Origin of the sequence: Micromonospora sp. WMMB482 (assembly GCF_019038635.1) — a bacterium.
GTDB lineage: Bacteria > Actinomycetota > Actinomycetes > Mycobacteriales > Micromonosporaceae > Micromonospora > Micromonospora marina.
This window is the reverse complement of sequence record NZ_JAHOPD010000020.1, coordinates 5,432,389-5,444,849: the sequence shown is the minus strand read 5'-3', so window position 1 is coordinate 5,444,849 and position 12,461 is coordinate 5,432,389. Positions and strand designations below refer to the sequence as shown.

The window sequence follows — 12,461 nt, the reverse complement described above, 5'->3', positions numbered from 1 at the left end:
CGCCGCGCCGGGTCAGGAGGCGTACACCTCGAACTCGGACAGCTGGCCGGCCGGCCAGCCGGTGTTGCCGGTGAAGGTCAGCCGCACGAAGCGGCGGTCACCGGCGGGCAGCGCGATCGACACGCTGTTGCCGCCCGCCGGGTCGAACGTGTAGCCGGCCGCCGCCTTCACTGTCGAGAACGACGAGCCGTCGCTGGAGCCGAGCACTGCCACGGTCTGGGTACGGGTCTGCCAGGCCGCCGACGGGGGCAGCTTCAGCACCACCCGGGCCACCGGGCGGGCGCTGCCCAGGTCGACCGTCACCGACTGGGGGAAGGCGTTGTTCGCGCTCTCCCAGTAGGTGTTCGCGTTGCCGTCGACGGTGTTGGCGGCGCCGTACACGTCGGCGTGGCTGGTCTCCGCGACCGGCCGGCCCGCCGCGAGGTTGCCGGCCGGCGGCGCGGTGGTGGGCGGCGCTGTCGTGGGCGGCGGAGTCGTGGTGGGCGGCGGTGTGGTGGTGCCGCCGCCGTACACCTCCAGTTCGGCGAGCTGGCCGGCCGGCCAGCCGGTGTTGCCGGTGACGGTGACCCGGACGAACCGCCGAGCGCCGGACGGCAGCGTGATCGACACCGTGTTGCCTGCGGCCGGATCGAACACGCGGCCCGCCGACGCGGCGAGCGTGGTGTACGAGGAGCCGTCGGCGGAGCCGAGCACCGACAGCGTCTGGGTACGCCGTTCCCAGCCGGCCGGGAGCTTGAGCACCACCCGGTCGACGGTGCGGGACGCGCCGAGGTCGACGGTGAGCGACTGCGGGAACGCGCTGTTGGCACTCTCCCAGTAGCTGACCGGGTTGCCGTCGACGGCGTTGCCGGCGGCGTACGTCTGGGTGGTGCTGGTGGCGGTCGCCGGCCGGCCCAGGGCCAGGTTCCCGCCGGCCGGCGGCGGCGTGGTCGGCGGCACGGTGGTCGGCGGGGCCGTCGTCGGCGCTGCCGTGGTCGGAGGCGGGCTGGTGGGCGGCGGGCTGGACGGGCCGTTGCCCCACTGCGGCTGCGGCCACGGACCGCAGTACGGGGTGGGCGTGTACCAGCCGGAGTTGCCGGTGCCCTGGGTGATCTGGAAGCCGCTGCCGACGCAGTTGTGGATCGGGTTGGACTGGGCGATGCCGGTGGCCCGCACGTTTGTGAACCGGACCTGGCTGGGCGCCTGCACCTGGAGCGCGTACGTGCCCGCGCCGTCGATGCGGACGTTGTCGAACGAGATGCCGCTGGTCTGCCCCTCGATCCAGTGCAGCGCCGCGTACGAGCTGTCCAGGATGTCGGTGTCGGTGACGGCGATCGTGGCGCCCTGGATCGGCTCGTTGAGCGCGGAGAACCAGATCGCGCCGACGCCGAACTGCCAGTTGTAGTCGGAGTTGCCGTTACGGATCAGCGTGTTACGGGCCACCGTGATGGTGCCGGACACGGCGGTCGGCCCGGTGACGCCCGGATAGCGGTTGGCGACGTGGATGCCGCCGCCGTTGGTCACCGAGTCGGCGGTGACGTTGTCGGCGATGGTGATGTCCCGCCCGCCGTACGTGACCAGGTGGTTGGCCAGGATCGTCACGCCGACGGTGTTGCGGGTGAAGGAGTTGCCGACGTTCGGCACGCTCTGCGCCCACATGGCCAGCGCGTCGTCACCGGTGTTGCGGACGAACGTGTTCGTCACCGTCGAGTTGGTGACGCCCCAGTGGAAGTTCACCCCGTCGGCGGTCTGGTCGAGGATGCGGCTGTTGCGGATGGTGAAGTTGTCCATCGGGCCGTCCATCCAGGCGCCGACCTTGGTGTGCTGCAACCACAGGTTGTCCACCACCGAGTTCGTCATGGCGCCACCGATGGCGTTGACCTGGTCCTCGTCGACGCGCTCCCGGATGTCGCCGATGATGGCGAAGTCCCGCAGCGTGACGTTGCGGCTGGGCCCGCCGGCCTCGTGCGGCCGGATCTCGCCGGAGTAGCCGCCGCCCGGCACGTACTTGCCGTAGATGCCGGCGGCCCGTTTGCGGTCGGTGGGGTGCCGGCCGCCGAGCACCGAGTACCAGGGGCCGGCGCCGCGCAGCGTCACGCCGTCGACCACCACGTGGTCCCAGAGCGTGAACGTGCCGGCCGGGATCCACACCGCCCGGCCCTGCGCCTTGCCGGCGTCCACTGCGGCCTGGAACTTCGCCGTCGAGTCGGTGGCGCCGGTCGGGTCGGCGCCGAAGTCGGTGACCACGTCCAGCACGCCGGAGGGCTTGGTGATCTGTGCGCCGACCAGCTCGAAGTCGGCCAGGTCGATGGTGAACGTGGGTGACTGGGCGGTCGAGGAGACCTGGAGGCGGATCTTCGTGCCGGCCGGATACGTGGTGCCGAACATGGTCCGGGTCTCGTCGTAGAAGTGGTGCGGGTTGGTGTCGCCCGGGTTGTTGTTGAACGGGTAGCCGCCGTAGTACCAGCCGTACCGGGAGGTGACCGGCACGGCCTTGACGAGCGTGCCGTTAGCGCGCAGGTCGATGCTGGCGTCGCGGCCGGTGCCGGCGGCGTTGTCCGGCAGGCTGTACCGGAACGTCACCGCGTTGGCCGGGGCGGTGAGCGTGAACTCGACGTACTCGCCGACGGCGTCGAGCGTGACCGCCTCCCGGCCGGACGCCTCGGACGGCAGCGTGCCGTAGCGCCGGTCGGGGCCGATCTTCGTGCCGGTGTGTGCGGCGTGCTCGGCCTCCTGCTCCCGGAACGGCACCGTGGCGCCGCGTCCGGTGATGTCGAACGGGGACAGTCCGGCGGCGCGCGCCGGAGTGGCGGTCGTGGTGAGCGCCACGACGACGAGTGTCGAGGCGGCGAGCGTGGCGGCGGCCAGGGCGGCCACGCCGGTGCTGCGGTGGCGGTGCGCGGTGCGGTGCTCGGCCATGCGGGGTGTGCTCCCTTTCGTCGGTGGCCAGATCCCCCGTGCGGCGTTGCTCTCCTTCCTCCTCCCCAGGTGTGCGGCGCGGTGGCGGCCGGGACGGGCCGCCACCGCCGTGGTCAGGCCGATCGGGTACGCAGCCAGACCGCGGTGTCCGGTGGCAGCCGGTCGTCGTCGAGTGGGCCGCTGGCCAGCAGCAGCCGGTCGTGCGCGCGCAGCGGCACGGCCGCGACGCCGAGGTTGACCAGGCAGGTGAAGCCGGGTTCGCGGGCGAACGCGAGCACCCCGTCCGGTGCGGGCAGCCAGGTCAGCGTGCCGTCGCCGAGCGCGGGTTCGGCGCGGCGCAGCGTCAGCGCGGCCCGGTACAGCTCCAGCATCGAGTGCGGGTCGCCGGTCTGGGCGCGGACCGTGCGGTCCTTCCAGTCGGCCGGTTGCGGCAGCCAGGGCGCGACGGCTGCCCCGTCGGGGCTGAACCCGAACGGCGGGGTGTCGCCCTGCCAGGGCAGCGGCACCCGGCAGCCGTCGCGGCCGGGGTCGATCCGCCCGGACCGCTCCCACATCGGGTCCTGCCGCAGTTCGTACGGGATGTCCTCGACCTCCCAGAGGCCCAGCTCCTCGCCCTGGTAGACGTAGGCGGCGCCGGGTAGCGCGAGCGACAGCAGCGCGGCGGCGCGGGCCCGGCGGGTGCCCAGTTCCAGGTCGGTGGGGATGCCCTCGCGTTTCGCGGCGAAGCTGAACCGGGTGTCGGCGCGGCCGTACCGGGTGACGTGGCGGGTGACGTCGTGGTTGGACAGCACCCAGGTGGCGGGCGCGCCGACCGGGGCGTGGGCGGCGAGTGTGCCGTCGATGCTCTCCCGCAGCGCGGTGGCGTCCCAGGCGCAGCCGAGGAAGTCGAAGTTGAAGGCGGTGTGCAGCTCGTCCGGGCGCAGGTAGTTGGCGAAGCGCTGCCGGTCGGGCAGCCACACCTCGCCGACCAGCGCCCGCTCCCCCGGGTAGGAGTCGGCGATCCGCCGCCAGGCCCGGTAGACGTCGTGCACGCCGTCCTGGTCGCGGAACGGGTGCGGCCGGTCCGGGTGGACCTCGGGCAGCGTGCCGTCCTTGACCAGCAGACCGGCCGAGTCGATCCGGATGCCGTCCACGCCCCGGTCGAACCAGAAGCGCAGGATGTCCTCGAACTCGGCGCGGACCCGGGGGTGGTCCCAGTTGAAGTCGGGTTGCTGCGGGGCGAACAGGTGCAGGTACCAGTCGCCGGGGGTGCCGTCCGGGTCGGTGGTGCGGGTCCAGGTCGGTCCGCCGAACTCGCCGGTCCAGTCGGTGGGCGGAAGGTCACCGCCCGGTCCCCGGCCGGCGCGGAACCAGAACAGGTCCCGCTCGGGTGCGCCCGGCCCGCCCGCGAGCGCCGCCTGGAACCAGGGGTGCGCGTCGGAGCAGTGGTTGGGCACGACGTCGACGACGCTGCGGATGCCGAGCGCGTGCGCGTCGGCGATCAGCGCCTCGACCTCGGCGAGCGTGCCGAAGACCGGGTCGATGTCGCGGTAGTCGGACACGTCGTAGCCGGCGTCGGCCATCGGCGAGGGATACCAGGGGCTGAACCAGATCGCGTCGACGCCGAGCGCGGCGAGGTGATCCAGGCGGGACCGGATGCCGGCGACGTCGCCGATCCCGTCGCCGTCGCCGTCGGCGAAGCTTCGCGGATAGACCTGGTAGATCACCGCGGAGCGCCACCACGGGCTGTTGTCGGCCATGGACACGGGCACCTGCTTTCTGCGGGGTCGGTTCGGCGGCGGGCGGGCGGGCTCACGCCGGCGGCGGGCGGTGGCGCCCGGTCAGCCCTTGAGGCCGCCGGTGGTCAGGCCGGACATGATGTTCCGTTGGAAGATCAGGAACAGCACGACGGTGGGGATCGCGGCGATGACCGAGGCGGCGATCACCACGTTCATCGGGGTGCCGCCGGCGAAGGCGTAGATACCGACGCTGACGGTCCGCGTCTCCGGCGACGGCATGACCAGCTTCGGCCAGAGGAAGTCCTTCCACACGGCGGTCACCGCGAAGATCGCCACCACACCGAGGATCGGCCGGGACATCGGCAGGACGATCGACCAGAGTGTGCGCAGCGGCGAGGCACCGTCCATCACCGCCGCCGACATCAGGTCCTCGGGGATCGAGTCGAAGAACCGCTTGAGCAGGAAGATGTTGAACGCGTTGGCGACCAGCGGCAGCCAGATCGCGAACGGCGAGTCGAGCAGGTTGACGTGCACGATCGGCAGGTCGATCACCGTCACGTACTGCGGGACGATCAGCACCATCGCCGGGATCATCAGCGTCGCCAGCATCATGCCGAGGATCAGCTTGCCCAGCACCGGGCGCAGCTTCGACAACGCGTACGCGGCGGCGGTGTCGAGGACGAGCTGGAACAGCACCGCCCCGGTGGCGTAGTAGAACGTGTTGAACAGCAGCTTCGCCAGGTCCAGGTTGGTCCAGGCGTCGACGTAGTTGCCCGGCTGCGGGTCGCGCGGGAACAGCGTCGGCGGCGTCTGGGCGATCTCCTGGCCGGACTTCAGCGCGCCGGTGACCATCCAGTAGAGCGGGCCGAGGAACACCAGCGTGAACCCGGCCACGACCACTGAGAGCACGGCCCAGTAGAGGACGCGGCCACGGCCGCGCCGTAGCTGCGTGTGGGAGATGAGGGTACGGGTGGTGGTGTCGGCGGCCATGTCCTAGTCCTGTCTCGCGGTCAGTCGCAGGTAGACGGCGGAGAACCCGGCCAGCACCACCAGCATGATCACGCCGAGCGCGGCGGCGCCGTTGAGGTCGTTCTGGAAGAACCCGTGCTGGTAGATCAGGTACGCCACCGAGGTCGCCGAGTCCTGCGTACCGGCGCCGTTGGCGAGGATCAGCGGCTCGATGAACAGCTGCATGGTGGCCACGATCTGGAGCATCGCCAGCAGCGCCAGGATCAGCCGGGTCTGCGGCACCGTCACGTGCAGGATGCGCCGCCACAGCCCGGCGCCGTCGATCTCGGCGGCCTCGTACAGCTCGCCGGGGATGTTCTGCAACGCGGCCAGGTAGATCAGCACGGCGCCGCCCATGTTCATCCAGGTCGACGCGATCACCATGGCGGGCATCGTCATCGTGGGCGACTGCATCCACTCCGACGTGGGCAGTCCCAGCGCGGTGAGGATCGCGTTGAACAGGCCGGCCTCGCTCGGGTCGTACGCGTAGAACTTGAACAGGAACAGCGCCGAGGCCGGCGGCAGCATCACCGGCAGGTAGACCAGCACCCGCAGGTAGCCCTTGGCGTGGCGCAGCTCGTTGAGCAGGATCGCCACGAAGAACGGCACCAGGTAGCCGAGCACCAGCGCCAGGCCGGTGAAGACGAACGTGTTCTTCCAGGCGGTCCAGAAGCTCGGATCGGCGATGATCCGGCTGTAGTTGTCCCAGCCCACCCAGGTGGTCTCGCCCCGGCGGGTGCGCTGGAAGCTCATCACGACGCCGCGAACCATCGGGTACCAGGAGAAGACGGCGAAGCAGACGACCGCGCCGATGAGGAACGTGTGGCCGGTGAGGTTGTCCCGGACCTTGCGGCCGAGGCCGGCGCGGCGTCCGGCGGTACGCGACGGCGTCGGCGCGAGCGGTCCGGTACGGCGGGTGGCGCCGGGGGCGGCGGTGAGCGCCAAGGCGACTCCTGCGGTGCTCGGGGAGGTGGGGCCGGTGGGCCGGCCCCACCTCCGGTCGGGTCAGCTCTGCGCGGCCAGCAGTTGGTTGACCTTGTCCTCGGCGGTCTTGAGCAGCGCGTCGATGTTCGCGTTCGGGTCGGTCAGCACACCGGACATCGCGGCGTCGAGCACCGCGTAGATCGCCTGGGCGTTGCGCGGCTCCCCCTTGATCGGCACCGGGTTGGCCTCGAAGACCGCGAAGTTGGTGGTGTCCACGTTCGCGTTGGCCTTGCGCAGCTCCAGCTCCTGCTTCTGCGCGTCGCTGCCGTTCGTGAACAGCAGCGGCTGGGGCAGGCCGACCGGGTAGTTCTGCGGCTTGGCGCGCACGTAGTCGAACTGGCCCTTACCAGGGGTGAGCTTCTGGTAGGCGAGCCACTTCAGGCCGGCCTTGACCTGCTCCGGGCTCAGGCCCTTCTTGAAGAAGTAGCCCTCGCCGCCGCCCAGCGTCGCCTTGGCGGGCCCGTCCTGGCCGGGCAGCGGGCCCATCGCCCAGTCCTGGTACTTGCCCTGGAACTGGCTCACGATCGCCTGGGTCGCGTCCGGCGCGCCGATGAACATGCCGACCTTGCCGGCGCCGGCGTTGGTGAGCAGGTCACCCCACTGGAGCAGCTGCCGGCTGCCCATGCTGTTGTCGCCGTAGCGCATGTCCTTGAGGTTCTGCAGAACCTGCTTGCCCATCGCGTTGTTGAAGTCGGCCTTCTTGCCGTCGGCGCTGAGCACCTGGCCGCCCTGGGAGTAGAGCAGCGAGGTGAAGTGCCAGCCGCCGGTGTTGCCGGCGCTGTACTCGGCGTACCCGGCGATGCCGTCGCCGAGCGCGGAGATCTTCTTGGCCGCGGCCCGCACCTCGGGCCAGGTCTTCGGCGGGTTGTTGACGTCGAGCCCGGCCCGCTGGAACAGCGCCTTGTTGTAGATCAGGCCCATCGAGTAGTTCTTCACAGGTACGGCGTAGAGCTTGCCGCCGTCGGTGAAGACCTCCTTGAGCGCCGGGTCCACGCTGTCCCAGGTCGGGATGGTGTCCTTCGTGGCGTACTGGCCGATGTCCATCGCCTGGCCGGAGTCCAGCACCTGCTGGAGGTCGGTCATGTAGCCGTAGAACACGTCGGTGACGGTGCCGCCGGCCAGGCGGGCGGTGAAGTCCGGCGGGTTGTTGCACTGCTCGCCGACGCTGACGCTCTTGACGACGATGTCCGGGTTCTGCCGCTGGAACTCGGCGACGTCGTCGTTCCAGTTCTTCAGCAGCTCCTTCTGCGCGCCGACCGGCTGGCAGTCGACGGTGATGGTGACCTTGCCGCCGGCGTCGCTGCTGTCGTCGCTCTTGGTGGAGCACGCCGCAAGGCTGAGCCCGAGGCCGGCCGCGAGCGCTGCCGCCGCGACCTTCCGATACTGCGGTACGGACATCTGTCCATCCCTTCGGGAACGGGTGTATCCATGGCCTTCACTGATGTGCGGTGACCGCGCGGCTGCCCTGGTGGTGGTGCGGCAGCCGGCACGCGCCCTGCCTCCGGAAACCGCGCCCCGGGTCAGGTGTGAGTGGAGTCACTGTAGCGACGCGGACCGAAGGCAGCAAGATGCGGACGCAAGAATGCAAGAACTCGACTCCCGCGCCTGACAACGCACAGGACCACCCGGCGGCGGGCATGAGTTGTCCACCCGGGACCGAGTGGGCACGGGAAAGGAGAGACGGGCGGAACCGCCCGGGGGATCAGCGGCGAGGGGCGGGGGCGGTGGAGCCGCGTACCACCAGCTCGGGCTCGAACAGCAGCTCGTCGTGCAGCACGCCGGCGCCCTCGATCTGGGTCACCAGCAGGTCCACGGCGGCCTGGCCCATCGTCTCGATCGGCTGCCGCACCGTGGTCAGCGGCGGGTCGGTGCAGGTCATGAACGCCGAGTCGTCGAAACCGACCACCGAGACGTCGGCCGGTACGGCGCAGCCCAGGCGGCGGGCGGCCCGGATGGTGCCCAGCGCCAGCACGTCGCTGGCGCAGACGATTCCGGTCGCGCCCCGCTCGATCAGCTTCGTGGCGGCGACCCGCGCGCCCTCCATGGAGAAGCTGGACCGCTCCACCAGGGACCGGTCCTCACCCCAGCCGGCGGCCCGGACCATGGCGTCGAGCTTACGGCGCGAGGGCACGTGGTCGGCCGGGCCGAGCACCATGCCGATCCGGTTGTGGCCGAGGGAGCGCAGGTGCCCGTGCGCCTGCTCGACGGCGACCGCGTCGTCGGTGGACACCCGCGGGAAGCCCAGCTCCTCGACGCCGGCGTTCACCAGCACCACCGGCAGGCCGCGGTCGGTCAGGCGCCGGTAGTGCTCGTGCGAGGCGTCGGCCAGGGCGTACGAGCCGCCGGCGAAGATGACGCCGCTGACCTGGTGGTCGAGCAGCATCTCCACGTACCCGGACTCCGGCACGCCGCCGATCGTGCGGGCACAGAGCGCCGGGGTGAAGCCGCGCTGCGCGAGCGAGCCGGTCACCACCTCGGCCAGGGCGGGGAAGATCGGGTTCTGCAGCTCCGGCAGCACCAGGCCGACCAGGCGGGCGCGCTCGCCGCGCAGCTTCGTCGGGCGCTCGTAGCCGAGCACGTCGAGGGCGGTCAGCACGGCGGTCCGGGTCGCCTCGGACACACCGCCGCGGCCGTTGAGCACCCGGCTCACGGTCGCCTCGCTGACACCCGCCTTGCGGGCCACCTCGGTCAGGCGCTTCGTCACGGCGGCAATCGTACGTCGGATTCTTGCAAGAAATGAACAGCCGATGTGGTCAGTTCTTGCCGTTCGGGCGGTCGATGGGTCCGAAAGATGCGAGCAGACTGATGCTTGAAACGGAACAGAGCGCCGGAATAATATGAGGATCCCTGTCGATGGCCTGCGCCGCCGAGGCCACCCGTCCCCGAGAAAGTGGGTGCTCCGATGTCGCGGAGCGTGCCGAGGATCCTCGCGGCGCTGGTCGTCGCCACCGCCCTGCTCGTACCGCCCGGGGCCGCCACGGCCGGCCCGCCGAGTGGGCCGGCTCCCGTGGTGACCCGCGCCGGGCTCGACCCCGCGCTCGTCGCCGGTCGCGGTGCGACGGTGGACTACGTCGAGCAGGAGGCGGAGCACGGCCGGACCACCGGCACCGTGATCGGGCCGGACCGGTCGGCGTACACACTCGCCGGTGAGGCGTCCGGCCGCCGCGCCGTGCGCCTGCTGCCCGGACAGTACGTCGACCTCACACTCCCCCGGCCCACGAACGCGCTGACCGTGCGCTACAGCATCCCGGACGCGCCGGGCGGCGGCGGGATCACCGCGCCGCTGCGGGTGGCCGTCGGGCGCGCGCCGGCCCGCACCATGACACTGACCTCGCAGTACGCCTGGCTCTACAACCAGTACCCGTTCACCAACGACCCCGGCGCCGACCTGCTGCACCCGGACTGGTGGATCACCGAGTGCTCCTGTGTCCCGGCGGCCACCACGCCCGGGCCGGTGATCAGCAAGCCGTTCCGGCCGCACCACTTCTACGACGAGCAGCGGATGCTGCTCGGCCGTACCCACCGGGCCGGCGAGGTGGTCCGGCTGACCGCGCCGCGGGGCACGGCCGCCGCGTGGACGGTGATCGACCTGGTCGACGCACACCTGGTCGCCCCGCCCCGGACGATCCCCCGCGCGGTGAACGCGCTGTCCTTCGGCGCCGACCCGACCGGCCGCCGGGAGTCCGCCGAAGCGTTCGACCGCGCGATCGCGTACGCCCGCCGGGTGGACCGCCCGCTCTACCTGCCGCCGGGCGTCTACCAGGTCAACCGGCACGTCATCGTCGACGACGTGACGATCGCCGGGGCCGGCAGCTGGTACACGATCGTACGGGGACGCGAGGTCGCGCTGGACACTCCAGCACCCGACGGCTCCCGCCACACGGGCGTCGGCTTCTACGGCCGCGACGCCGCCGACGGCGGCAGCAGCGACGTGCACCTGTCCGGCTTCGCGATCGAGGGCGACGTACGGGAGCGGATCGACACCGACCAGGTCAACGCCGTCGGCGGGGCGCTCAGCCACAGCACGATCGACGGCCTCTACCTGCACCACACCAAGGTCGGCATGTGGTTCGACGGGCCGATGACCGGCCTGCGGGTCACGAACACGGTGATCGCGGACCAGATCGCCGACGGGTTGAACTTCCACACCGGCGTCACGCACTCGTCGGTGACGAACTCGGTGGTCCGCAACAGCGGCGACGACGCGCTCGCGATGTGGTCGGAGGGCACCGCCAACGCGTCGAACACGTTCGCGTACAACACCGTGCAGTCGCCGGTGCTCGCCAACGGCATCGCGCTGTACGGCGGCGCCGACCTGACCGTCGCGCACAACCTGATCGCCGACCCGGTACGCGAGGGCAGCGCGATCCAGGTGGGCTCCCGGTTCGGGGCCGAGCCGTTCACCGGCCGGCTGCGGATCACCGGCAACACCACTGTGCGGGCCGGCACGTACGACCTGAACTGGAACATCGGCCTCGGCGCGATCTGGTTCTACGCGCTGGACCGCAGCATCGACGCCGCCGACATCCAGGTGAGCGGCGACGCGTACCTGGACAGCACCTACAACGCGATCATGCTGGTCAGCGACTGGCCGGTGAAGGACAGCGTGCGCATCGACAACGTCCGCTTCCGCGACATCCGGGTCGACGGCACGGGGACGTCGGTGGTCAGCGCGCGTACGGCGGGCGGGGCGAGCTTCGCGAACGTCGACGCCCGCAACGTGGGCGCGGTCGGCGTGAACAACTGCGGGTCGTTCCACTTCACCGCGGCGGGATCGGAGTTCGGCCTGACCGACCTCGGCGGCAACGACGGCGGGTGGCTGGCACCGTGGCTGCTGCCGAACACCATCACCTGCGACGACCGGCCGCCGGTGGTGCCGCCGCCCCCGCCCTCGCGCTGGTGACACGACGCGACCCCCGCCGGACGGGCCGGCGGGGGTCGCGGTGCGGGTGGCTCAGGCCTCGGTGAGCTGGCCGCGCAGCTTGGTCAGCGCGCGGGCGAGCAGCCGGGACACGTGCATCTGGGAGACACCGACCCGGGCGGCGATCTCGCTCTGGGTCAGGTTGCCGTAGAAGCGCAGCGTGAGGATCTTCTGCTCGCGCTCGTCCAGCGTGGCGAGCGCCGGGCCCAGGGAGGCGCGCAGCTCGGCCAGCTCGTACTCGTTGTCCTCGGTGCCGAGCGTGTCGCCCAGCTCGGTGGCGCTGTCGCCGTCGCCGATCGGGGTGGACAGCGAGACCGCGTTGTACGCGCGGGCGCCCTCCAGGCCCTCCAGCACCTCTTCCTCGGTGACGTCGAGGTGGGCGGCGATGTCGGCGACGGTCGGGGCCCGGTTGAGCGTCTGGGTCAGCGTGCTGTTGGCCTCGGAGATGCGCAGCCGCAGCTCCTGGAGGCGACGCGGAACCCGGATGTTCCAGGTGCGGTCACGGAAGTGCCGCTTGATCTCGCCGAGGATGGTCGGGATGGCGAAGCCGGCGAAGTCGACACCGCGCGAGGCGTCGAACCGGTCGACGGCCTTGATCAGGCCGAGCGCCGCGGTCTGGGCCAGGTCGCCGGCCGGCTCGCCGCGGCCGCTGTAGCGGGCGGCCAGGTGGTTCGCCAGCGGCAGCCACGCCTCGATGACCTGGTTGCGCAGGGCGGCCCGCTGCGGGTGGTCGGCGGGCAGTGCGGCGAGCGCCGCGATCAGCTCGCTGGCGCGGGACTCCTCACCCGTCTGCGGCGCGCGGTGCACCTCGGTGGCGGTCGATCCCATGGTCATCGTGGTCATGCTGCCCTTCCTGTCCTCGGAGAACGGGTGGCCTCCCACACCGGTCGTGCCAGCCACACTAGACCAAAGGTCACCGTCAAATCAACCGA

The 12,461-nt window shown here is 71.3% G+C and carries 8 protein-coding genes; 1 reads left to right on the top strand and 7 read right to left on the bottom strand.

Annotated features, from left to right (window positions below; all coding sequences use genetic code 11):
• Positions 1–12 precede the first annotated feature (12 nt).
• The 6 genes from KSK32_RS26630 to KSK32_RS26605 all read right to left on the bottom strand — a co-directional run bounded on the left by KSK32_RS26630 (position 13) and on the right by KSK32_RS26605 (position 9,312).
• Positions 13–2,898, bottom strand: a complete 2,886-nt coding sequence (locus KSK32_RS26630; protein ID WP_216933672.1) for a discoidin domain-containing protein — start codon at positions 2,896–2,898, stop codon at positions 13–15.
• Positions 2,899–3,011: 113 nt separating this feature from the next.
• Entirely contained in the window at positions 3,012–4,637 is a 1,626-nt protein-coding gene (locus KSK32_RS26625) for a glycoside hydrolase family 13 protein (RefSeq protein ID WP_216936376.1), read from the bottom strand.
• An 81-nt stretch (positions 4,638–4,718) separates the two neighbouring features.
• Positions 4,719–5,606: a carbohydrate ABC transporter permease gene (locus KSK32_RS26620; protein ID WP_216933671.1), complete on the bottom strand. Its 888-nt coding sequence runs from the start codon at positions 5,604–5,606 to the stop codon at positions 4,719–4,721.
• Between the two features lie 3 nt (positions 5,607–5,609).
• Entirely contained in the window at positions 5,610–6,569 is a 960-nt protein-coding gene (locus tag KSK32_RS26615; RefSeq protein WP_216933670.1) for a carbohydrate ABC transporter permease, read from the bottom strand.
• Between the two features lie 60 nt (positions 6,570–6,629).
• Positions 6,630–8,006, bottom strand: a complete 1,377-nt coding sequence (locus KSK32_RS26610; protein ID WP_216933669.1) for an ABC transporter substrate-binding protein — start codon at positions 8,004–8,006, stop codon at positions 6,630–6,632.
• Between the two features lie 304 nt (positions 8,007–8,310).
• Positions 8,311–9,312 carry a LacI family DNA-binding transcriptional regulator gene (locus KSK32_RS26605; protein WP_216933668.1) on the bottom strand — a complete coding sequence of 334 codons (1,002 nt, stop codon included), beginning with the start codon at positions 9,310–9,312 and terminating at the stop codon, positions 8,311–8,313.
• Between the two features lie 198 nt (positions 9,313–9,510).
• Between KSK32_RS26605 and KSK32_RS26600 the strand changes: the two genes are divergently transcribed.
• The gene (locus tag KSK32_RS26600; protein WP_216933667.1) at positions 9,511–11,511 is read left to right on the top strand and encodes a glycosyl hydrolase family 28-related protein; all 2,001 of its coding nucleotides are present in this window, start codon (positions 9,511–9,513) and stop codon (positions 11,509–11,511) included.
• Positions 11,512–11,562: 51 nt separating this feature from the next.
• Here the strand turns inward: KSK32_RS26600 and KSK32_RS26595 are convergent, their stop codons facing one another.
• Positions 11,563–12,372, bottom strand: coding sequence for a SigB/SigF/SigG family RNA polymerase sigma factor (locus KSK32_RS26595; protein ID WP_018784464.1), 810 nt, complete (start codon positions 12,370–12,372; stop codon positions 11,563–11,565).
• Positions 12,373–12,461: the final 89 nt, after the last annotated feature.

Coding starts and splice junctions, on each gene's coding strand:
- KSK32_RS26630 (WP_216933672.1), bottom strand. CDS start 2,898: ATGGCCGAGCACCGCACCGCGCACCGCCACCGCAGCACCGGCGTGGCC.
- KSK32_RS26625 (WP_216936376.1), bottom strand. CDS start 4,637: ATGGCCGACAACAGCCCGTGGTGGCGCTCCGCGGTGATCTACCAGGTC.
- KSK32_RS26620 (WP_216933671.1), bottom strand. CDS start 5,606: ATGGCCGCCGACACCACCACCCGTACCCTCATCTCCCACACGCAGCTA.
- KSK32_RS26610 (WP_216933669.1), bottom strand. CDS start 8,006: ATGTCCGTACCGCAGTATCGGAAGGTCGCGGCGGCAGCGCTCGCGGCC.
- KSK32_RS26600 (WP_216933667.1), top strand. CDS start 9,511: ATGTCGCGGAGCGTGCCGAGGATCCTCGCGGCGCTGGTCGTCGCCACC.
- KSK32_RS26595 (WP_018784464.1), bottom strand. CDS start 12,372: ATGACCACGATGACCATGGGATCGACCGCCACCGAGGTGCACCGCGCG.